26 protein-coding genes are annotated in these 22,284 nt (G+C 44.0%); 3 read left to right on the plus strand and 23 right to left on the minus strand.

The features are described 5' to 3' along the window. Window positions 1-12: 12 nt before the first annotated feature. Window positions 13-1,419 carry a replicative DNA helicase gene (locus MCT08_RS00165; protein ID WP_053311190.1) on the minus strand — a complete coding sequence of 469 codons (1,407 nt, stop codon included), beginning with the start codon at window positions 1,417-1,419 and terminating at the stop codon, window positions 13-15. A gap of 174 nt (window positions 1,420-1,593) precedes the next feature. On the opposite strand from MCT08_RS00165, the gene MCT08_RS00170 reads away from it, so the two are divergent. Continuing rightward, on the plus strand, window positions 1,594-2,358 hold the full coding sequence (locus MCT08_RS00170; RefSeq protein ID WP_171375569.1) for a DUF481 domain-containing protein: 765 nt from the start codon (window positions 1,594-1,596) through the stop codon (window positions 2,356-2,358). A gap of 60 nt (window positions 2,359-2,418) precedes the next feature. Here the strand turns inward: MCT08_RS00170 and rplI are convergent, their stop codons facing one another. From rplI to fkpA, 13 genes are all read right to left on the minus strand, one after another. After that, on the minus strand, window positions 2,419-2,868 hold the full coding sequence (rplI, locus tag MCT08_RS00175; protein WP_168523591.1) for a 50S ribosomal protein L9: 450 nt from the start codon (window positions 2,866-2,868) through the stop codon (window positions 2,419-2,421). A gap of 33 nt (window positions 2,869-2,901) precedes the next feature. Continuing rightward, window positions 2,902-3,129, minus strand: a complete 228-nt coding sequence (gene rpsR / locus MCT08_RS00180; RefSeq protein WP_000090472.1) for a 30S ribosomal protein S18 — start codon at window positions 3,127-3,129, stop codon at window positions 2,902-2,904. 16 nt (window positions 3,130-3,145) lie between these two features. After that, the gene (priB, locus tag MCT08_RS00185) at window positions 3,146-3,448 is read right to left on the minus strand and encodes a primosomal replication protein N (RefSeq protein WP_053311188.1); all 303 of its coding nucleotides are present in this window, start codon (window positions 3,446-3,448) and stop codon (window positions 3,146-3,148) included. A gap of 8 nt (window positions 3,449-3,456) precedes the next feature. Beyond that, window positions 3,457-3,825 carry a 30S ribosomal protein S6 gene (rpsF, locus tag MCT08_RS00190; RefSeq protein WP_053311187.1) on the minus strand — a complete coding sequence of 123 codons (369 nt, stop codon included), beginning with the start codon at window positions 3,823-3,825 and terminating at the stop codon, window positions 3,457-3,459. Between the two features lie 234 nt (window positions 3,826-4,059). Beyond that, window positions 4,060-5,244, minus strand: a complete 1,185-nt coding sequence (gene tuf / locus MCT08_RS00195) for an elongation factor Tu (protein ID WP_171980930.1) — start codon at window positions 5,242-5,244, stop codon at window positions 4,060-4,062. A 123-nt stretch (window positions 5,245-5,367) separates the two neighbouring features. Next, the gene (gene fusA / locus MCT08_RS00200) at window positions 5,368-7,464 is read right to left on the minus strand and encodes an elongation factor G (protein WP_168523595.1); all 2,097 of its coding nucleotides are present in this window, start codon (window positions 7,462-7,464) and stop codon (window positions 5,368-5,370) included. Window positions 7,465-7,539: 75 nt separating this feature from the next. Then, the gene (gene rpsG, locus MCT08_RS00205; RefSeq protein WP_053309842.1) at window positions 7,540-8,010 is read right to left on the minus strand and encodes a 30S ribosomal protein S7; all 471 of its coding nucleotides are present in this window, start codon (window positions 8,008-8,010) and stop codon (window positions 7,540-7,542) included. A 96-nt stretch (window positions 8,011-8,106) separates the two neighbouring features. Beyond that, window positions 8,107-8,481, minus strand: coding sequence for a 30S ribosomal protein S12 (gene rpsL, locus MCT08_RS00210; protein ID WP_005595139.1), 375 nt, complete (start codon window positions 8,479-8,481; stop codon window positions 8,107-8,109). Window positions 8,482-8,662: 181 nt separating this feature from the next. Beyond that, on the minus strand, window positions 8,663-8,938 hold the full coding sequence (tusB, locus tag MCT08_RS00215) for a sulfurtransferase complex subunit TusB (RefSeq protein ID WP_192075474.1): 276 nt from the start codon (window positions 8,936-8,938) through the stop codon (window positions 8,663-8,665). A gap of 9 nt (window positions 8,939-8,947) precedes the next feature. Further along, window positions 8,948-9,304: a sulfurtransferase complex subunit TusC gene (tusC, locus tag MCT08_RS00220; RefSeq protein ID WP_274675512.1), complete on the minus strand. Its 357-nt coding sequence runs from the start codon at window positions 9,302-9,304 to the stop codon at window positions 8,948-8,950. Beyond that, window positions 9,301-9,699, minus strand: coding sequence for a sulfurtransferase complex subunit TusD (tusD, locus tag MCT08_RS00225; RefSeq protein ID WP_420883316.1), 399 nt, complete (start codon window positions 9,697-9,699; stop codon window positions 9,301-9,303). The genes tusC and tusD overlap by 4 nt, the downstream gene beginning before the upstream one ends. Next, a complete protein-coding gene (locus tag MCT08_RS00230) occupies window positions 9,699-10,418 on the minus strand; it encodes a helix-turn-helix transcriptional regulator (protein ID WP_053309838.1) in 720 nt (239 codons plus the stop codon). The genes tusD and MCT08_RS00230 overlap by 1 nt, the downstream gene beginning before the upstream one ends. Before the next feature lie 179 nt (window positions 10,419-10,597). Beyond that, the gene (gene fkpA / locus MCT08_RS00235; protein ID WP_168523601.1) at window positions 10,598-11,386 is read right to left on the minus strand and encodes an FKBP-type peptidyl-prolyl cis-trans isomerase; all 789 of its coding nucleotides are present in this window, start codon (window positions 11,384-11,386) and stop codon (window positions 10,598-10,600) included. A gap of 139 nt (window positions 11,387-11,525) precedes the next feature. Here fkpA and MCT08_RS00240 point away from each other — a divergent pair, with 139 nt between their 5' ends. Both MCT08_RS00240 and MCT08_RS00245 read left to right on the plus strand, forming a co-directional pair. Beyond that, a complete protein-coding gene (locus MCT08_RS00240; RefSeq protein WP_171981013.1) occupies window positions 11,526-12,506 on the plus strand; it encodes a WD40 repeat domain-containing protein in 981 nt (326 codons plus the stop codon). 9 nt (window positions 12,507-12,515) lie between these two features. Beyond that, window positions 12,516-12,743: a SlyX family protein gene (locus MCT08_RS00245; protein WP_053309835.1), complete on the plus strand. Its 228-nt coding sequence runs from the start codon at window positions 12,516-12,518 to the stop codon at window positions 12,741-12,743. A gap of 3 nt (window positions 12,744-12,746) precedes the next feature. Here MCT08_RS00245 and MCT08_RS00250 read toward each other — a convergent pair whose 3' ends face one another. From MCT08_RS00250 to tsaE, 9 genes are all read right to left on the minus strand, one after another. Continuing rightward, entirely contained in the window at window positions 12,747-12,935 is a 189-nt protein-coding gene (locus MCT08_RS00250; RefSeq protein ID WP_053309834.1) for a DUF2065 domain-containing protein, read from the minus strand. 86 nt (window positions 12,936-13,021) lie between these two features. Further along, entirely contained in the window at window positions 13,022-14,002 is a 981-nt protein-coding gene (gene hflC, locus MCT08_RS00255) for a protease modulator HflC (RefSeq protein ID WP_053309833.1), read from the minus strand. Between the two features lie 2 nt (window positions 14,003-14,004). Beyond that, window positions 14,005-15,204 carry an FtsH protease activity modulator HflK gene (gene hflK / locus MCT08_RS00260; RefSeq protein ID WP_274677685.1) on the minus strand — a complete coding sequence of 400 codons (1,200 nt, stop codon included), beginning with the start codon at window positions 15,202-15,204 and terminating at the stop codon, window positions 14,005-14,007. A gap of 45 nt (window positions 15,205-15,249) precedes the next feature. Continuing rightward, a complete protein-coding gene (gene hflX / locus MCT08_RS00265; protein ID WP_053309831.1) occupies window positions 15,250-16,539 on the minus strand; it encodes a ribosome rescue GTPase HflX in 1,290 nt (429 codons plus the stop codon). A 41-nt stretch (window positions 16,540-16,580) separates the two neighbouring features. After that, window positions 16,581-16,847 carry an RNA chaperone Hfq gene (gene hfq, locus MCT08_RS00270; protein WP_053309830.1) on the minus strand — a complete coding sequence of 89 codons (267 nt, stop codon included), beginning with the start codon at window positions 16,845-16,847 and terminating at the stop codon, window positions 16,581-16,583. 196 nt (window positions 16,848-17,043) lie between these two features. Then, entirely contained in the window at window positions 17,044-17,976 is a 933-nt protein-coding gene (gene miaA, locus MCT08_RS00275; protein WP_274678639.1) for a tRNA (adenosine(37)-N6)-dimethylallyltransferase MiaA, read from the minus strand. Between the two features lie 15 nt (window positions 17,977-17,991). Then, a complete protein-coding gene (mutL, locus tag MCT08_RS00280) occupies window positions 17,992-19,965 on the minus strand; it encodes a DNA mismatch repair endonuclease MutL (protein ID WP_274677686.1) in 1,974 nt (657 codons plus the stop codon). A gap of 9 nt (window positions 19,966-19,974) precedes the next feature. Beyond that, window positions 19,975-21,693, minus strand: coding sequence for a LysM peptidoglycan-binding domain-containing protein (locus tag MCT08_RS00285; RefSeq protein ID WP_053309827.1), 1,719 nt, complete (start codon window positions 21,691-21,693; stop codon window positions 19,975-19,977). Next, window positions 21,687-22,151 carry a tRNA (adenosine(37)-N6)-threonylcarbamoyltransferase complex ATPase subunit type 1 TsaE gene (gene tsaE, locus MCT08_RS00290; RefSeq protein WP_053309826.1) on the minus strand — a complete coding sequence of 155 codons (465 nt, stop codon included), beginning with the start codon at window positions 22,149-22,151 and terminating at the stop codon, window positions 21,687-21,689. The genes MCT08_RS00285 and tsaE overlap by 7 nt, the downstream gene beginning before the upstream one ends. Window positions 22,152-22,284 lie beyond the last annotated feature (133 nt).

The following is a 22,284-nucleotide window of genomic DNA, read 5'->3' on the forward strand; positions in this document are numbered from 1 at the left end:
TAGCTCATCGAATTATTCATCATCAAATGCTGGTCCTGCATAGTTATCAAAGCGAGAATACTGTCCTTGGAAAGTCAGGCGAACTGAACCGATAGGACCATTACGTTGCTTACCTAAAATGATTTCAGCGATACCTTTTAGTGCGCTATCGGGGTGATAAACTTCATCTCGATAGATAAACATGATTAAGTCGGCATCTTGCTCGATAGAGCCTGATTCACGTAGATCTGAGTTCACTGGGCGTTTATCAGCACGTTGCTCCAAAGAACGGTTTAACTGAGACAAAGCCACAACAGGAACGTTTAACTCTTTTGCGAGCGCCTTTAACGAGCGAGAAATCTCGGCAATTTCCAACGTTCGGTTATCTGACAATGCAGGCACACGCATTAACTGTAGGTAATCGACCATGATTAATGACAACCCGCCATGCTCACGCGCTATACGTCGAGCACGAGAACGCACTTCGGTCGGGGTTAAACCAGAGCTGTCATCGATATACATATTTTTCTTCTCCATGAGGATCCCCATGGTCGAAGAGATACGGGCCCAATCTTCATCGTCTAATTGGCCAGTACGTATCTTGGTTTGATCAACGCGAGATAAGGAAGCCAACATACGCATCATGATTTGTTCTGCAGGCATCTCTAGCGAAAAAATCAACACTGGCTTTTCTTGTTCCATCGCTGCGTTTTCACACAAGTTCATCGCAAAGGTCGTTTTACCCATTGAAGGACGAGCGGCGACGATAATGAGATCAGACCCTTGTAAGCCTGCCGTTTTTTTATTGAGATCAGTGAAGCCAGTGTTAACGCCAGTGACGCCATCTTGAGGAGTTTTGTATAGAAGCTCGATACGCTCTAGCGTTTTTTCGAGGATAGAGTCTACATTTTGTGGCCCTTCGTTTTCACTAGTTCGTTCTTCAGCGATAGCAAAAACTTTACTTTCCGCTAGGTCGAGTAGATCTTCAGAGCTACGCCCTTGAGGATCATACCCTGCATCGGCAATTTCATTTGCCACCCCAATCAAGTTGCGCACTAAAGCACGCTCTGCAACAATCTCGGCATAGGCGTTAATATTGGCAGCACTTGGCGTGTTTTTCGCTAAATCAGCCAAGTAAGCAAAGCCGCCGACATCATCTAACTGCTCATGGCGCTCGAGGTGTTCAGAAAGCGTAATTAAATCCAAAGGCTTACCAGACTCTAGAATTGACTTTACGCCATCAAAAATCAGACGATGAGGACGACTATAAAAGTCTTTGCTTACCACACGTTCAGCAACGGTATCCCAACGTTCGTTATCAAGCAGTAACCCGCCAATGACTGATTGTTCAGCTTCAATGGAGTGCGGGGGGACTTTAATTGCATCTACTTGCGCGTCAAACGGTTTACGGTTTCGGTTATTAGTTCGTGGTGCGGGCATGATTTCGCTCAATAACTATCTAATGACCGTCCATTATAGCGAGAATAGATCATTTGTAATTATGTAAACGAAACTTTGTGTTTATCTAATCTAGAATTAACCTTATGCTGACCAAATACCATGATACTGCACATACTATTTTGCCCATTGCTATATTCATCACAGAGGTACTTCGTGTCCAAAATTTGGCTTCTGAGTCTTAGCCTGCTCACCCTGAGTACAGCCTATGCCGATGAGGAGACTAAAAGCGATACGGAAATCGAAGTTCCTTCCCCCTGGAATGCTCAAGCAGAGTTAGGCTATCAAGCACACTCAGGTAATTCTGATTCGGAATCCCTTAACACACGCCTTCGAGCGGAGTATACCGAGGGGCGACACCGAACCAGTGGCGAGTGGAAATTCTACATGCTGTACAAAGATGGGGAAGAAGATAAACGCCAATCAACCTATTCCGCTCAAAGCGATTATAAGTTAGGAGCAAAAACCTACTTATACGGCAGCTTCAAAGGGGTTGACTCTAAATACACCGCTTACTTTAAAGATTATACGCTTTCTAGCGGCTTAGGTTATCAGTTCGTCAATACTGATGAGTTTATATTGGAACTCGAGGTTGGGCCTGGTTTTCGCTATCAAGAGCCCAATTTAGACGAGATTGACGACGACGACATCATTTTCCCTGACATTGTTGAAGAGCTCATATTTCGTGGCAATGTAAGAATAGATTGGCAAGCTTTAGATAATTTAGCTCTTTCAGCGGATGTCACTATAGTATCAGGTGAAAGCAACACCCGAACCGATAGCGAGCTTAGCCTGACCAATAACATCACAGAAACTATCGCATTAAAAATCAGCAACTCTCGACAGTATCACGATAAAGTGCCCGAAGGATTGAGCAAGGCTGATAGCATTTTTTCCATAAATCTACTTTTCAATTTTTAGTTTCAAGCAAAAAAAAACACCAGCCGAAGCTGGTGTTTTCAATTCGTCTGAAGACTGAAATTACTCAGCAACGATTTGTACTTTCGCAGTTGCAAAAACTTCTGAATGAAGTTGAATGCTAACTTCGAACGCACCAATGTTACGTAGAGCACCTTCAGGTAGGCGAACTTCGCTCTTAGCTACTGCAACACCTGCCGCTGTAATAGCGTCAGCGATGTCACGAGTACCGATAGAACCAAATAGTTTACCTTCGTCACCAGCTTTAGAAGCGATAACAACCGCTTCAAGAGCGTCAACTTGATCAGCGCGAGCTTGAGCTGCTACTAGTTGCTCAGCAACTTTAGCTTCAAGTTCAGCACGACGAGTTTCGAACATTTCAACGTTAGATTTAGTTGCCATTACAGCCTTACCTTGTGGGATAAGGAAGTTACGAGCATAACCAGATTTAACGATTACTGTGTCGCCAAGGCTGCCTAGGTTACCGATTTTATCAAGTAGAATAACTTGCATTGTTTAATCCTCTTTCTTAATAAACGGTGCCAATTACTGATGTTTGTCAGTGTATGGCAGTAGAGCTAGGTAGCGAGAACGCTTGATTGCACGAGCTAGCTGACGTTGGTATTTAGCGCTAGTACCAGTGATACGGCTAGGTACGATTTTACCAGCTTCAGTGATGTAGTTTTTAAGAGTTGCTACGTCTTTGTAATCAATCTCTTGTACGCCTTCTGCAGTAAAACGGCAGAATTTACGACGACGGAAGAAACGAGCCATGGGCTATCTCCTGATCTTAAATTTGAGTAATGTGGTCGGCATGTAACACCAATTTACCTACGCCATTACGGCTGGTTTGGTAAGTGACAAAGCCACTAACGTTTATGGTGCTGCCTTGTACTAAATTTTGAGTGAGTGCTTGTGACCTTAGCCCACTGACAACTACCGGCATACGACAATAAACTTGTCTCGGTAAATCAGCTTCTATCACTGTTGAGCGATGTTCAAGCCAGAAACGGCAATGTTCAACACCAGCAGGACTTTGGCTTCGAATGGGAGGTTTCGCGACAATGCCACTCAACTCCATTCGATTGGTCATACAATCAATTACTCTGCGTCTGCTTCGAAACGAGTATCTTCACGCTTAGAACGCTCTTCTTTAGCTTTCAGCATGATAGATGGCTCTGTGATAGCAGCTTTAGTACGCATGATCATGTTACGTAGAACTGCATCGTTAAAACGGAAAGCAGTTTCTAACTCATCAATCACAGCTTGGCCAGCTTCAACGTTCATAAGAACGTAATGAGCTTTGTGAAGCTTGTTGATTGGGTAAGCCATTTGACGACGACCCCAATCTTCTAGACGGTGGATAGTACCGCCAGCTTCAGTGATAGAACCAGTGTAACGCTCGATCATGCCAGCAACTTGCTCGCTTTGATCTGGGTGCACCATGAATACGATTTCATAATGACGCATCGGTTGCTCCTTACGGATTATTCAGCTTCCTGAGTTGGCTCGGTCATCCAGAGGAAGCAAGGAACGAAAGAAAAAGACCGAGAATTAAGGACGGCAAATAGTATAGAAAGGAAGCAGATATAGCAAGGGAAATATGTGAAGTAAGTAGAAGTAGTCTTTTTGCTATATTCTGGCAAAAGAAAAGGGAAGCCGAAGCTTCCCTTTTCAATGCAGTATGTGCATAAATTATCGAAATTAAGCGATAACTTTAGCAACAACACCAGCACCAACTGTACGGCCACCTTCGCGAATCGCGAAACGTAGACCTTCATCCATCGCGATTGGAGCGATTAGCTCTACAACCATTTGGATGTTGTCACCTGGCATTACCATTTCTACGCCTTCTGGTAGAGAAATATCACCAGTTACGTCAGTTGTACGGAAGTAGAACTGTGGACGGTAGCCTTTGAAGAACGGAGTATGACGGCCGCCTTCATCTTTAGACAGTACGTATACTTCTGATTCGAACTTAGTGTGTGGAGTGATTGAACCAGGCTTAGCTAGTACTTGACCACGTTCAACTTCGTCACGCTTAGTACCACGTAGAAGTGCACCAACGTTCTCACCCGCACGACCTTCGTCTAGAAGCTTACGGAACATCTCAACACCAGTACATGTGGTTGTTACTGTGTCTTTGATACCAACGATCGCTACTTCATCACCTACACGTAGGATACCGCGCTCGATACGGCCAGTTACTACTGTACCACGACCTTGGATTGAGAATACGTCTTCGATTGGTAGTAGGAACGCTTGGTCTACTGCACGCTCTGGCTCTGGGATGTAAGTGTCTAGCGCTTCTGCTAGCTCAATGATTTTAGCTTCCCATTGCTCTTCGCCGTTTAGAGCACCTAGAGCTGAACCTTGGATTACTGGTAGATCATCACCTGGGAAGTCGTACTCAGATAGAAGTTCACGAACTTCCATTTCTACTAGCTCTAGAAGCTCTTCATCGTCAACCATGTCACATTTGTTCATGAATACGATGATGTAAGGAATACCAACTTGGCGACCAAGTAGGATGTGCTCACGTGTTTGTGGCATTGGGCCATCTGTTGCCGCAACAACTAGGATACCGCCGTCCATTTGCGCAGCACCTGTGATCATGTTTTTAACATAATCCGCGTGTCCTGGGCAGTCTACGTGTGCGTAGTGACGTGCTGGAGTATCGTACTCTACGTGAGAAGTATTGATTGTAATACCGCGCTCGCGCTCTTCTGGAGCGTTATCGATAGATGCGAAGTCTTTCGCAACACCACCGTACACTTTTGCAAGTGTAGTACAGATAGCAGCAGTTAGAGTTGTTTTACCGTGGTCAACGTGGCCGATAGTACCAACGTTTACGTGCGGTTTCGTACGTTCAAATTTTGCTTTAGACACGATCGTGTTCCTTCCTAGTTATGATTCGCCTTGAGTCACATATAGCTCAAGACGCGCCAGAAATTGCTATTTTATGCGCCAACTCTCGTCAGCGCAATAGATTCGTTATTAAACAAATAACTGTTAAGTGCGCTCTGCAATAATTGCTTCTGCAACATTCTTCGGCACATCAGCGTACTCAGCAAACTCCATAGAGTAAGAAGCACGGCCCTGAGTGGCAGAACGTAAGTCTGTTGCGTAACCAAACATTTCAGATAGAGGGACTTTAGCATGGATAATTTTTAGGCCAGCATGACCTTCATCCATACCTTCAATCATGCCGCGACGACGGTTTAAGTCGCCAACAACATCACCCATCCAATCTTCAGGAGTGGTTACTTCAACTTTCATCATTGGTTCAAGAAGAACAGGTTGCGCTTCTAAAGCACCTTTCTTGAACGCCATCGACCCAGCAATTTTAAACGCCATCTCGTTTGAGTCGACATCATGATATGAACCATCGAATAATGTCGCTTTGACATCCATAATAGGATAGCCAGCTAACACACCGTTGTTCATTTGCTCTTCGATACCTTTCGCAACCGAGCTGATGTATTCCTTAGGAACCACACCACCAACGATTTCGTCGACAAAGACAAAGCCTTCACCGAGTTCCGCAGGTTCAATCTTAAGCCAAACGTGACCATATTGACCACGACCACCAGATTGACGAACGAACTTGCCTTCAACTTCCGCTTTACCACGGATAGTTTCGCGATACGCCACTTGTGGCTTACCGACGTTGCAATCAACACTGAATTCACGCTTCATGCGATCAACGATGATGTCTAGGTGAAGCTCACCCATACCTGAAATCAATGTTTGACCCGTTTCCTTGTCGGTTTCAACACGGAACGATGGATCTTCTGCAGCCAGTTTACCTAGCGCAATACCCATTTTTTCTTGGTCTGCTTGAGAGCGAGGCTCTACCGCAATTTGAATTACAGGCTCTGGGAATTCCATGCGCTCAAGTACCACTTTATGGTCTTGATCACACAAAGTATCACCAGTAGTGACATCTTTAAGGCCAATCGCTGCAGCGATATCGCCAGCGCGAACTTCTTTAATTTCTTCACGCTTATTGGCGTGCATTTGAACGATACGCCCAAAACGCTCACGCTTTTGCTTCACAGAGTTGTAAACGGCATCGCCTGAGTTTACGACTCCAGAATAAACACGCATAAACGTTAGTGTACCAACAAATGGGTCTGTCGCAATTTTAAAGGCTAACGCTGCAAATGGTTCGTTGTCGTCAGCATGACGCTCAACTTCATTGTCATTGTCATCAAGACCTTTAATTGCTGGAACATCAATTGGCGAAGGCAAATATTCGATTACTGCATCAAGTACGGCTTGAACACCTTTATTTTTAAAGGCACTGCCACACGTAGCTAATACAATTTCATTATTAATGGTACGAGTACGTAATGCTTGTTTAATTTCCGCTTCCGTCAACTCACCTTCTTCAAGGTATTTATCCATTAACTCTTCACTTGCTTCAGCCGCTGCTTCAACAAGGTTATTGTGCCATTCTTCAGCAAGTTCTTGCATGTCAGCCGGAATGTCTTCGTATGTAAACGTCATGCCTTGATCGGCTTCATTCCAGTTGATTGCTTTCATCTTGATAAGGTCGATGACACCTCTGAACTCTTCTTCTGCACCAATATTCAATTGGATAGGAACAGGAGTCGCACCAAGACGATTTTTAATTTGGTCTACAACACGTAAAAAGTCTGCGCCAGCACGGTCCATTTTATTAACGAACACCATGCGAGGAACACCGTATTTATCAGCTTGACGCCATACAGTTTCAGACTGAGGTTCAACACCAGATGAGCCACAGAATACAACCACTGCACCATCAAGCACACGAAGTGAACGCTCTACTTCGATTGTAAAGTCAACGTGTCCTGGGGTATCAATGATGTTTACGCGATGATCTTGGAACTGTGCTTCCATACCACGCCAGAAGGTTGTTGTAGCAGCAGATGTGATAGTAATACCACGCTCTTGCTCCTGCGCCATCCAGTCCATGGTTGCAGCACCATCGTGAACTTCGCCGATTTTGTGAGAAAGGCCAGTGTAGAACAGAATACGTTCAGTAGTGGTTGTTTTACCTGCATCTACGTGAGCACAGATACCGATGTTACGGTAGCGCTCAATAGGAGTTTTACGAGCCACGATTGTATCCTCTTACTAAGGTATCCCTTAGAGTATAAAGATGTGCTGCGAGAGAAACTCGCAGCACTAAAGGTATTACCAGCGGTAATGAGCGAATGCTTTGTTCGCTTCTGCCATGCGGTGAACGTCTTCACGTTTCTTAACAGCAGAACCTTTGTTTTCTGACGCATCTAGCATTTCAGCAGCTAGGCGAGCAGCCATAGATTTTTCACCACGCTTACGCGCAGCATCAACTACCCAACGCATAGCAAGTGCGTTACGGCGAACCGGACGTACTTCTACAGGTACTTGGTAAGTTGAACCACCCACACGGCGAGATTTAACTTCTACCGCTGGACGTACGTTTTCAAGAGCTTCTTCAAATACAGCTAAGTGATCTTTACCAGATTTCTCAGCCATAGTGTCTAGTGCAGTGTAAACAATTTTTTCTGCAGTAGATTTTTTACCGTCAACCATAAGAATGTTAACGAATTTTGCCAGCAGTTCAGACTTGAACTTTGGATCTGGAAGGATCTTACGCTGACCAATAACGCGACGACGTGGCATGGATATTCTCCGTTGTCTTTTTCAGGTTATCCAAAACTTTTCAGTTTCTTCAAAAATTAAATAATTTAGTGTTTGGCCTTACTTAACGGAAATCCATTAAGACTTAGGACGTTTCACACCGTACTTAGAACGAGCTTGTTTACGGTCGTTAACGCCTGCACAGTCAAGTGCACCACGAACTGTGTGGTAACGAACACCCGGAAGGTCTTTTACACGACCACCACGAATTAGAACAACTGAGTGCTCTTGAAGGTTGTGGCCTTCACCGCCGATGTACGATGTTACTTCGAAGCCGTTTGTCAAACGTACACGACAAACTTTACGAAGTGCTGAGTTAGGTTTTTTAGGTGTAGTAGTGTAAACACGAGTACATACACCACGTTTTTGTGGGCACGCTTCTAGTGCTGGCACGTTGCTTTTAACAACTTGCTTTGCACGAGGCTTGCGTACCAACTGGTTAATAGTTGCCATTAACTAGCTCCTGAATTTACTTAAAGTAAGCTTTGTGAAAAATCTAGTCCCTACGTACTTAGTACAAATAGGGACGCAAAATTCTATGCAGCAGTGAGAGGTGTGTCAAGAAATATACAGATCTTTTTTAACCACTAAAAAAGGCTGTTGATTTTTTAAATATAAAATCAACAGAAAAACATTACCAAGTTATTGATTTATCATGTTTAACGGTTAAATCAACAAAGCCAGAAAAATTGACTTTCATCATATGAGGCGAGCTGAGATCTTCCACACCGCGCGCTGCGAGATCCTCGGAAAGGACATAAACCTTCGTTAGATCGATAATTTGCCCAAAATGCATAGCGTTTGGGTTGGACATGTATACAGCATCTTCAATCAAAAGTATCTCATCTTCATCGGTAGAATATCGCTGTACTAATGTCATTTTAGATGCGTCTTTTACGATATGAAGCATTGGCTCTCCTTAGAAGGTTAACACTTGATCACACTGTGCCAATAATTGTGCGATTTGCTGAGGAGATATCTTTTGAGCATCGATCACCCAACTAGCGGCCCCTAAGCCAAATTCATCAATACTTTGCTGGCAAAGGTAGATTTGTTCAATATCGTATAGGTCGAGTAATTTAAATGCGCTGATATAGTCGCGGCTCAATACCTGTTCTGGTGATTGACTGGCGATGAGTTGAGTAACGCCTGAACCAACAAAAAAGAGGGCAATATCATCACTGTACGCTGACGCAGCGAGTACAGCATCTAAGCCTTCTCTTCCTGCCGACGTTGAATGAGGAGCGGATTGAAAAACAAAACCTAATTTTTTCAAAACTGTACCACTCTATTTTGCGTCAGTAATGCTCCGGCCAAACTCCCTAAACCAGCTTGCTCAAAGTTATCCGCTAAATTATGCGTAGCAAGTTGATGTTGTTGCGCTTCACTATCACTGATAATGCCACGGCGGAGCGCCGCCGCCACGCAAGTTTCTAATTTAACGTTATGCTCTAGCGCAAGCTGTTGCCAAGCTTTGACTAAATCAAACTCATCGTTAGCTGGAGCGGTAATCGACGAACCATTAAGCACACCGTCTTGATAAAAAAAGACGCTCGATAGGGTGTGGCCTTTTTCTATCACAGCACAAGCAAAGCGATAAGCACTGCGCGCTGACTGAGAGCCATAAACCGCCCCATTGACCAGTAGCGTATAAGTCAACGTTTGGCTCACTACGATTCTTCTCCAGTCTTACGCTGGCGAATGTAGAGGTACACGGTATGCTTGGAAATATTCAGTCGGTCAGCAACACGGTTGATGGCATCTTTGATATCAAAAATACCTTTGTCATACAACTCCATCACGATCTGACGGTTTTTGGTGTTGTTAGATACCGACTTGTCTGCATTGATATCTTCAATCGTGCGCTCAACAGTTTGATCCACCAGCTCTTCAACGTCGCTAGCAAAGTTCACTGAAGACGCCGCTTCTTGCGCTTCTTGTGTTGGCATGAAAGATTGCAGAACCTGAGAAAATGGCGCGTCTAGGTTGACGTTAATACACAACAAACCAATAACTCGATTATCACCATTACGGATTGCCACTGTAATGGACTTCATCAATACGCCACCTTTAGCACGAGTAAAGTAAGATCGAGAGAAGTTGCGCTCTGAACCTTCAATGTCTTTTAGCATACGCAGTGCTAGATCGGTGATGGGTGAACCAACTTGACGCCCTGTATTCTCACCGTTAGCGATTTTGATAGCTGATGTATTGAGATCTTCCAATGAGTGCAGCACGATCTCACAGAAAGGGCCAATCAAACTAGCAATACCATCCACGACGGCTTCATAGGAACGAAGAATAATTTTATCGTGCTCACTAAATGGCATCACATGTACGGATTCCATTTCAAGCAACATCTCCGCATTTAGAGTTTCTGTCATTGTCACTGTTATCTAGCCTTAGTGCGAAAAATCAACAAATTGATGTAAGTTTATCAGAAAATTTTAATTTTAAACCTAGTTAAGTCTTGAGCAAGTGATTTAGAACAACTAATCAGAGTATGCGGTTCAAAGAAAAGGGCCTGATAAATTCAGGCCCTTAGCGTAATAATGACGTTGAAAAGCAATTATTTTGCGGCTTCGTCACCGTTATCAATCTTCAGTAATTCAACTTCAAATACGAGTGTTGAATTAGCAGGAATGGTTGGTGTGTCTTGTTCGCCATAGGCAAGCTCAGGTGGAATAACAAACTTATACTTAGAACCCACTTGCATTAACTGTACGCCTTCAGTCCAACCTGGAATAACGCGATTTAGCGGGAATGTAGCTGGTTCGCCACGGTCGTAAGAACTGTCAAACTGTGTACCGTCTGTAAGAGTACCTTTGTAGTGTACTTGAACAGTATCGGTCTCTTTAGGTAATTCACCAGTGGCTGGTGTCATTACTTGATAAAGTAAACCTGACTCTGTTTTTTTCACGCCTTCTTGTTTTTCAAATTCAGCACGGAAGTCGTCTCCTGCAGCTTTTGCAGCTGCCGCTTTTTCAGTAGCTTTAGCTTTCATCGTTTCTGCAACACGCTTATCAAGCGCTTCTAAAGCCGCACGAGTTTCTTCTTCACTTAGCTCTGCGTTACCCGCAAAAACGTGCTCGATACCTTTAAGTACAAAATCTTTATCAAGATTGATGCCAATTTCACTTGGTTTCTCAATGCTTGTACTCAAGTAATTAGCAAAAGAGACACCAATTGCGTAAGCTGCTTTGTCATCTTCAGTTTTAAAGTGAACCGTTTTTCCGGTTTCAGCTTGCACTTGTTCTGCCGCTGGTGCTGCTTCAGTTTTTGGTGCTTCATCTTTCTGGCAGCCAACTGCTAGCATTACGGTTGCCGCAAGCAGTGACACTTTAAACAATGATTTCATTTATTTCTCCAATTTGTAGGCAAACCTTTTGTTATTGTGCACAAATCTCAGAGAAAGACTGGTGCATAAAACAGAGTTGTACCAATATAACGGTATGTTGATCGATTGTCTTTACACTCAAAGCGGATAATTAGACGTCATGCGGATAATTTCTCATTCAATCCTATGCTGCATTGTCATATTGATGTTAAATGGTTGTTTTTTCTCTAACAACGACGTGCAACGCTGGGAACTAGAACCGAATGGATCGACCAGCTTCGGCCTCAGCCGTGATGGTCGTTTTGCGCTTATCTACTCCAAACAAAAACAATTGGTTTTGTGGGATCTTGAACAAGATAAAATGCTCGCAGACCTAGGGCCTCAAGACCCTCAAGCAAATACTGTCTCACACATTCGCATCTCCGATAATGGCCGTTTCGCTGTCACCGCAAGCCAAATTAATTTTGCGGTATGGGACTTAGGTTGGACACAAGCACAGGGCTTATGGTCCATCTCTGACGGCCTCATTCGAAGTATTGATATATCAAATGATGGCGAACAAGTACTACTTGGTTTATCCAATGGTAAAGCTATTTATGTGGACTTAGTCAGCGGTCGCCGCCTAGAGTTCCTTGCTCATAGAGAAAAAGTCAATTCTGTCGCCCTATCTCCCAATGGTCGCTTTGCTCTCACTGGTGGCAATGATTATTTCGCTTATCTTTGGGATACCAAAACAGGTCAAATTTTGCGCTCTTTTGAACACGAACAACGCGTCAACCGAGTTGCTCTACAACGAGATGGTTTGATGGCATTTACTTCCGATGGTGGTAATCAATCCGTTATTTGGGATCTAACTTCCGGTAAAAAAATAGCGCAATTGAGTAGCTTTTCCAGACAACTGATTTTCACAACCGCGCGTTTTTCCGATGACGGCTCCTTGTTAGTGACTGGTTCACCCTCTAGCCAAGTAGCTATTTGGAATGCTAAAAACGGTAAAAAGCAGCAAGGATTCGAGGTTGAACCGTTAAAAGATGCCCGTCCACCACGAGCTGTAGTGTATGATGCGGCCTTTGACCACCAGCAGCGAGTCATTACTGGTACATCAGCAGGTATTGCTCAAGCATGGAAATTAAACGATTAGTGATAAGTGATGAACGATAAAAATATGCAGCAATTAGAACAGCGTGTTAATGACTTAGAATGCCAACTGGCTTTTCAAGAACAAACCATCAATGAACTCAATGATGCTCTGACACAACAGCAAATGTTGATCACTAAAATGCAAGATCAAATGAAATACATGGTGGGTAAAGTGAAGAATATGGATACCTCTAATTTGGCCGATGCCTCAGAAGAGACACCTCCTCCTCACTACTGATCTCTAGCTGGCAAAGTAATAAGCTATTATTCCGCCGGCCACCACCAAGCAGCCACCGATTCTACGCAATTGGTTATTGGGCTGCTGGCTAAGCTCGGCAACCATTTTACGCCAACCGTTGGGGGCGATTAGCGGTCCAAGACCTTCCACAATCAGCACCAAACCTACCGCAAACCAAATTGAATTAGACATTGCATTATCTCTATCGAACAGTGAAATATTATCCCAATAAAACAACAAAGGCTCCGAGAAGGAGCCTTTGATTAAACAACTAACGATTATTTAGCTGCAACACCACTGGTGTTATTCATGTACTTGAAGAAATCACTCTTAGGATCCAACACTAGGATATCGCTTTTCTCACTGAATGATTTTTCATACGCTCTCAAAGAACGTAGGAAACCGTAAAATTCAGGATCTTTGCTGTAAGCATCAGAGTAAATCTTCGCTGATTTTGCATCGGCATCACCACGTGTTACACGTGCAGTTTTATCCGCTTCAGCTAAAATTGTCGCCACTTCAAGCTCAGCTTGGGCACGAATGATTTCAGCTTTCTCACGACCTTGAGAGCGGTGTTTACGAGCAACCGATTCACGTTCAGCACGCATACGACGGTAGATAGACTCGCTGATCTCATCAGGTAAGTTGATTTTCTTCATACGGAAGTCAACCACTTCAACACCCAAATCTTTCATAGCGCTTTCGCGAGTATCAGTCAGTACGTCTTCCATAATCTGGTCACGCTGACCATCAATTTCCAACGCTTGCTTAGCCGCTTCAGTCGTCACCACTTCCGCATCGGTACTGTCAGGCAACACATCCTTATTGCGAGGACCGGAAACGATTTGCTTGATTTCACGTGAACCGATTTCAGAACGAAGAATATCCGTCACTTTACGCTCAAGCAGTGCTTCTGCTGTTAGTGCATTACCGCCACCTGTTGCCAAGTAGTATTGACCGAAATCTTCGATACGCCATTTTACGTAGGTATCAATGATCACGTCTTTTTTCTCAGACGTGACAAAGCGGTCAGAACGGCCATCCATAGTTTGAATACGTGCGTCTAATGTTTTCACACGGTCAAACAGTGGCATTTTAAAATGCAAGCCAGGCTCGTAGATGCGGGCAATTTCGTTATTGTCTTTCAATACTCGACCAAAACGAACCACGATTCCACGCTCACCTTCAGGGATGACAAATAATGACATCAGCATCAGAACAAGTGCAATCACCAATACAGGGATCATTAACTTACGCATTATTAGTATCTCCCTTGACGTGTACTAGTTGAACGAGACTGAGCATCAGTGTCAGCTGCCGTATCGGTACGCTGAGATTCAAGCTCGATCTGATCATACGCTGATGATGATTTCGTTTGACGTTTGGTCTCTGATTTTTCCTGACCGGCTAATTTATCAATCGGCAAGTACAACAGATTACCGCTAGATTCAGAATCAATCAGCACTTTAGAGGTATTAGAATACACTTCTTCCATCGTATCGAGGTAGAGACGATTACGAGTAACCTCTGGAGCTGCATTGTATTCAGGCAACAGTTTCTCAAATTGAGCCACTTGACCTAATGCTTCATTGATTGTGCGCTCAGTGTAACCTTGTGCTTCTTTCTTCAAACGCTCAGCGCGGCCGGTTGCTTTCGGCAGAATTTCATTTTTATACGCTTCGGCTTCACGGATGAAACGCTCTTCATCTTCTCGTGCAGCAATCGCATCATCAAATGCATCTTTTACTTGCTCTGGCGGACGTGCAGATTGGAAGTTGACATCAACAATCATCAAGCCCATATCATAGCTGTCGATGATTTGATTTAATGTCGCTTGAGTGCTTTGACGAATTTGTTGACGACCACTGGTCAAAATACTATCCATCAATGAGTCACCCACGACAGCACGTAGCGCAGAGTCAGTTGCTTGGCGTAAGCTATCGTCAGCATTCGTAACACGATACAAGTACTTGTATGGATCAGAAACGCGATATTGAACATCCATTCCTACTGTCACCACGTTTTCATCTTTGGTCAGCATGAGGCCAGATGCACGTAACGAGCGAATAGCTTCAACGTTAACCGCTGACACTTCATCAATAAAACGAGGACGCCAGTTTAGACCAGGATCAACGATGCGATCATACTTACCTAAACGCAGCACTACACCACGTTCGGCTTCACCAATAGTATAGAAACCGGAAAAGAACCATACCGCCACCGCAATAGCAGCAATGACACCAAAGCCAATTGCACTACCACCAGAGAACGAAGGGCCTTTACCACCTTTCTTACCAAACTTTCCACCCAGTTTTTGGCTCAGTTTATTAAAAACTTCGTCCAAATCTGGTGGTCCTTGATCACGGCCACCGGAGTTTTTGTCACCACGATTATTATTACCCCAAGGGTCATTATCGCGGCCATTGTTGCCGTTGTTATTACCAGGCTCATTCCACGCCATTAGAAAGCTCCATCATTTGATATGACGTTATACTGTAGCAGTCCTTTAAGTAACTATAAAGTCACGCAAAACTGCTTCTTCTCTTTTTTCTAGTCTAGACCAATCGACTTGCTGCATTCGAATATGAATCACTAAGTTGCCTTCTGGGTCATACTCTTCTTGTTGAATACATTTCATTTGTGAAAATGTACTACGAATGCGTCCTTGATGCAGTGGTGGGATACACAGTTGATATTGAATCACCTGACTAGCTAGTCGCTCCGTCAGTGCTTCGAAAAGCAGGTCAATACCTTGACCATCCATTGCCGATACCCATACTGTTCGGGGAATCCCCTCATCATCTCTTTCAATTCGAGGTTGTTGGCCTTCTAGATTGTCGATCTTGTTCATAACGACAAGAGTTGGCACCTCATGGGCATCAATTTCTTCTAATACATCATGAACAGCTTTGATATTCTCACGAAAACGCTCATCACTGGCATCAACAACATGTAACAAAATGTCAGCTTCTTGAGTTTCTTGTAACGTGGCTTTGAACGCTGCAACTAAATCATGCGGTAGATGACGAATAAACCCTACCGTATCCGCCAAAATAGCGGTACCCACATCGGCTAAATCAATTTTACGCAGTGTTGGGTCTAACGTTGCAAACAGTTGATCTGCTGCGTATACACCCGCTTCGGTAATTCGATTAAATAAGGTCGATTTACCCGCATTGGTGTAACCCACCAGGGATATTGTGGGAATTTCAGCTCGATTTCGAGCTCGGCGCCCTTGTTCTCTCTGCTTCGCGACTTTTTCTAAGCGACGTAATATCGCTTTAATGCGCTCACGCAATAATCGTCTGTCGGTTTCTAACTGGGTTTCGCCTGGACCACGCAAACCTATCCCACCTTTTTGGCGCTCAAGGTGCGTCCAGCCTCGAATTAATCGAGTTGAAAGGTGACGTAACTGCGCCAGTTCAACTTGCAACTTACCTTCATGGGTTCGAGCGCGTTGAGCAAAAATATCGAGGATAAGACCAGTACGATCAATCACTCGGCATTGGCACAAATGTTCTAGGTTACGTTCTTGAGCTGGAGAAAGGGCATGGTTAAAGATCACCACATCAGCTTCAGTTGCCTGCACTGCTTGGGCGATTTCTTGGGCTTTGCCTTCACCGACATAATATTTAGGGTGTGGAGTTTGACGACTGCCAGTAATCACTTGCAGTGTCGACACTCCAGCAGAAGAAACTAGCATTTCACATTCGCTAAGATCTTCCCATTCACCCTTATGCGTGAAGTTGATATGAACAAGTACGGCTCGCTCACCGGCTTCGTAACGGTCAAACAAGCAACCAACTCCTTTGTAAATAAACGATGCTAATCAGAGGATTAATCTTCTGATTTGTCTGATGGTCGATCAGATCCAGTACGCGGTTCCGCGGTATGGTGGCTCACTGCACGTGCAGGAACAACCGTAGAAATTGCGTGCTTGTATACCATCTGATTAACTGTATTTTTCAGTAGGATCACGAATTGATCGAATGATTCAATCTGACCTTGAAGTTTAATACCGTTCACAAGATAGATCGAAACGGGAATGCGCTCACGACGTAGTGCATTTAAGAATGGGTCTTGTAGAGATTGCCCCTTAGCCATTTTATTTTCCTTATTTGAATTTTGTTGTAGTTATTTAGCTAGTGGTGCACTGCATTATTTGTGCGGCCTTTGCATCTGAGCTAAACGAATAAAAACCCCGTGATTACTTGTTATGGAGATGAATACGTCCAAATTCAAGTAACGGATCCTTTACAGGGTACATCACGCAAAAGCGATCACATTATACACAGCTAATTCAGTCAGATGCTATCGCATTTGAGAGAGTTTCTACTGCATGATCAATGTTTTCGCTATCTAACCAAGTTAAATCATCCCAGCTGCGTAACCAGGTGATCTGACGCTTGGCCAATTGACGGGTTGCACAGATTCCACGAAATACCGCTTCATCCAGTGTACAATTCCCATCCAAATAGACCCACATTTGTCGGTAGCCAACACAGCGAATGGATGGCAAATCTGGATGAAGATCTTTTCGAGCGTAGAGCGCTCTCATCTCCTCTTCAAATCCAGCTTCGATCATTTTTTCAAACCTAAGTTCGATCCGACGGTGGAGCTCAGCCCTTTCCTTGGGAGCTATTGCAAACTGCTTAACTCGAAATGGCAGGCTTTCACCTTTGGTTTGAGTTAGCTCAGTAAGAGTTTTACCTGAAATTCGATAAACTTCCAATGCCCGCGACAATCTTTGTGGATCATTGGGGTGAATTCTGTCAGCTGAAACAGGATCAATCTCTTTCAGCTGATCGTGCAAAAAGCTCCAGCCATGTGCTGCTGCTTCTTGCTCAATCTGTTGTCGTATTTCTGGGTTTGCAGCCGGAAGTGGCGACAACCCCTCTAGTAGAGCTTTGTAATACAACATAGTTCCCCCGACCAATAGAGGAATTTTTCCTTGTGCGGTAATGTCATGCATGGCTTGTAGAGCGTCACGACGAAAATCAGCAGCCGAATAAGCTTCGCTAGGATCGAGAATATCAATCAAGCGATGAGGAGCGAGCGCAAGTTCACGTTCATCGGGCTTCGCCGTACCAATATTCATACTCTTATAGATCAGAGCCGAATCGACACTGATAATTTCAACTGGGTATTTCTGACGCAAACGGATAGCAACTTCAGTTTTACCCGATGCGGTTGGCCCCATCAAAAATAGAGCAAGTGGTAGTGTCTGATTCATCATTACTTTAATTATTTATGCTAACAACGCAGCAATCGTGGTGGAAAAATCAACCGGCTGAACAAAACGAGTATCGTGTAAAGGTAGTTTGCCCTGCCAAAGCTGTTCCAATTCCGAAATCATTTGAATCGCTTCCGATAAAGTGTAGTCACTTTTTACTTCAGTTGTCTGCTGGGCAAGCCAATCGGCTAAAATATCCGCTTTTATTTGCCCGCCAGATTCATTCAAATTTAAGGAGGCGTAAGATAACAGATCTGGAATTAAGTGTTGTAGATTTTGCTGTCGAAGTGGCTGAGGGACTCCCATCACCATCATGTTTTGCGTATTACGTTCTTTTAACTCAATCCCCAACTCACGGAGTACAGGCTGACACTGAGCAAGTGTTTTACGTTCTGGTTCAGACAATTTCAGTGACAGTGGCACTAGCAGTGGTTGGCTTTTTAACTCTCCAGCGGCAGTATTAAGTTGCCCTCTAGTTTTAAGCCATGCCCCTTTGATAAGAGAAAGTAACACCACACCTTGTTTAGACCCCATCAGCAAGTATTGGCCTTGAATAACAGAAATCGCCTTACCTAGTTGCTCTAATTTCAGTGGTTGATTAAGAGTTTCAGGCAGCTTCGTTGGAATTGTCACTGCTGTTGCAGGTTGAACGGTTTTCATCAGCTCTTGGTATGCCTTCACTTCCACTTTAGAAGGTGACGGCTGTGGTGAGCGCTCATAATTCGAACGAGACGTACTTTGGGTAGCAGTTTGCTGCCACTCACTACGTTTAGGAGCTTCTTGAATAGAATGTATGGCTGTAGCCGCTACCTCTGCATAGTTACTATCGGCCTTACGGGGATATGCAGGGACTTTATCCACTGCCCGCCCTATCTGCGCAGCTAGGTCAGTGTCACTCTTTTCTATTTCTCTATTTTCAGCGCCTTTGTTTGCTAGCTCAACACTGGGGTGATGAAAGGCTGACTGGTTAACTTCAGGCTCTGTGATATGTTTGCTTTCAGCAAGCGCGCTACTTAATGCCTGGTAGATAAAATCATGAACTAGACGAGCTTGATGAAAACGCACCTCATGTTTTGCAGGGTGCACATTGACATCAACTTGATGCGGATCTAACTCGATAAACAGTACATAAGTTGCAAATTGATCTGCTTTTAAGCTGGTCTCATAGCTTTGTCTGATGGCGTGATTAATCAATTTATCACGCATCATACGACCATTCACATAACAATACTGTAAGTCACTCTGCTGACGAGCTCCTTCTGGGGTTGTTATCCAACCGTGTAACTTTAGCCCTTGATGTTCAAGTTCAATCCTCAGCATGTGACGCACAAAGGCATTACCACACACTGCTGCAATTCTTTTTTCTTCCTGAGATGTAGTTTTAGCGGCGCGGTACTGTCGCACCATTTTACCGTTATGGCGTACATTGATTGTCACATCAAAACGACTCAAAGCGATACGTTTTAGCAGTTCATCAATATGCGTAAATTCTGTTTTTTCGGTGCGAAGAAATTTACGCCGAGCTGGTGTATTGAAGAATAGGTCTAACACTTCGACTGAGGTGCCAATCGGATGTGCGGTAGGTTCAAGTTTCACCGCCATATCTCGCCCTTCACTGTGCGCTGCCCACGCTTGTTCTTGTGTCGCCGGACGAGAGGTTAAGGTTAGCCGAGAAACCGAGCTAATACTGGCCAGTGCTTCGCCACGAAAACCTAAACTGACAATCGCCTCTAAATCATCTAGGGTGTGGATTTTAGAGGTAGCATGGCGACTTAATGCTAATGCCAATTCCTCTTTATCAATCCCAGTGCCGTTATCACGAACACGAATCAGCTTAGCGCCACCTTTCTCGATATCGATATCGATACGGGTAGCACCAGAATCAAGGCTGTTTTCTACCAACTCTTTTACTACTGATGCAGGCCGTTCTACTACTTCACCAGCAGCAATTTGGTTAGCGAGACGAGCCGGTAGAATTTTAATTACCATAATGATTATCTACTTATTGGGAATGATCAGCACTTGACCAATCGCCAGTTGATCTGATCGCAATTGATTGGCTTGGCGAATACTACTAATCGATACTTGATACTGGTTAGCAATTTTGCTCAAAAACTCCCCTTTTTGCACTTTGTGCTTGCGAAGTGGTTTGTCTTTTAAGCTCACCGTTATTTTCAGTTTTTGCCCTAGCTTTAATGTGTCAGAACGCAGTTTATTTTCTCGTTTGATTTCTTCAACACTCACTTTGTAATTAGCAGCTATCTTTCCTAAGTAATCACCAGATTTAACCACATGAGTAATGGTTTCTGTCTCAACAGGGTTATTCACCACCGGCACTGAGATTGGTGCAGAAGATCCGGGAATACTCAATACTTGCCCAATGGCTAAACTCGCGCTTTTGAGGTTATTTGCTGTCATTAAAGCTTGCGTTGAAGTACCGTATTTCTTAGCAATCACAGATAGAGATTCACCGCGTTGGACTTTATGCTTTTGCGCTTTGCCACGGTTAGCAAATAGAGTGCCTTCTGGTGGGTTCTCTTCAAAATATTGCACGATAGCTTTTGCCAATGCACGGGCTAGCTTATCTTGATGGCTACGTTGGAATAATAGTTTTTCTTCTGTTGGGTTCGAGATAAAACCAGTTTCAACCAAAACTGATGGAATATCAGGTGATTTCAATACCGCCAAACTTGCGTTTACTGGCTCCTTTTTATGTAAGTGAGCCACTTTCCCCATCTCTTTGAGTAGATGAGTCGCCACTTTGTAGCCTTCTTTTTGCGAATGACTAAATTGTAAATCCAGTAAAGTTTGGCTGACATTACGATCGCTATTATTTTTTGCCAACACTTGTCCTGCTCCACCAAGCAATTCCGATTGCTCTTCGTGGTTTTCGACCCAGCGAGCAATTTCGCTATTCGCACGCTTAGTATTCAATACAAATACCGAACCGCCTCTTGGTTGTGGCGTATGGAAAGCATCGGCATGGACTGACACTAAAAGATGCGCTTTATTGCGCCGCGCGATTTCTGAACGTTTGTTGAGGTTAACAAAGTAATCGCCACCACGAGTCAGAACCGCTTTCATTCCCGGTACAGCATTAATTTGGTCGGCAATTTTTTTGGAAATACTCAGCGTGGCATTTTTTTCATATTTACGAGTAGGACCAATTGAACCAGGGTCTTCGCCACCATGCCCAGCATCGATCGCCACTACAATATCGGCTGTACCTAATAACTGTGAAGCATCACGACTAACCTGAGTATTGCTAGCTGGTTTTGCCGACGCTTTTTCACCCTGCTCGCCATGGGGTAAATCAACCACTAAACGATGCCCATATTGACCACCGGGCGTCGGTGAAAGTTTGAAAGGTTGCGGATTAACTTTACGCTTAAGTTCGAAAACCAAACGATAGGTGCCTTTTTCTGGGGGAGAACTACTGCGGATCTGTTTAAGAATCGGGCTATCGGAAACCTGTAAAGGTAATTTAGTACTGAGTGTCGTTTTTTTTAAATCCACAACCAGCCGCTCAGGACTACTAAGTGTGAAGTAACTGTAATCTGCTTCGTTTTTAAGATCGATAACCACCCGAGTTTCATCAGGAGAAGGCCAAACACGTACCCCTTCTAAAGCATTCGCCCAAGCCGTTGATGTGAATAACCACCCGCTGCAGCAGGCAAGCGATATAACAAAAGTTCGAAATAAATTAGCGCTCAACATAACTCCAATTGGCTAAGTAATGCCGTTCCATAATGGCTATTAGCGGTTAACATCGCTTGTCGTTGCTCACCATCGTAGCGTAATTCAATGTCCAAGTCCGATGTCGGTAGTAAGCCATAACCCTTCTCTGGCCACTCAACAAGACAAATAGCATCACTGGTGAAGTAATCTCGGATCCCCATAAATTCAAGCTCTTCAGGGTCAGCTAAACGGTAAAGATCAAAGTGATAAACTTGCCAGTTCGCCAGTTGATAAGGTTCAACAAGTGTATAAGTCGGGCTTTTGACGTTACCGACATGCCCTAACTGACGAATAAAACCACGGCTGAATGTTGTTTTTCCTGCACCAAGATCACCATGCAAATAAATGGTTGTCTGCTCGGAACACAGTGTCGCTAGCTCTGCGCCTAATTTTACCGTTTGCTGTTCGTCTTCTAAGGTAAAAATCTTCGTGGTCATGAATTACAAGCTCTCTAGTGTCGGTAGTTGACTATATAAAAATCAAAAGAACTCGAATAGTAAACTGGGTTGGAATTGGGAGACAAGATCTCTTCTGTAAGTAAAAGGAAAAAACTCTGCCCAAATGTCAGTT

The organism is Vibrio aestuarianus, from assembly GCF_028858425.1.
GTDB lineage: Bacteria > Pseudomonadota > Gammaproteobacteria > Enterobacterales > Vibrionaceae > Vibrio > Vibrio aestuarianus.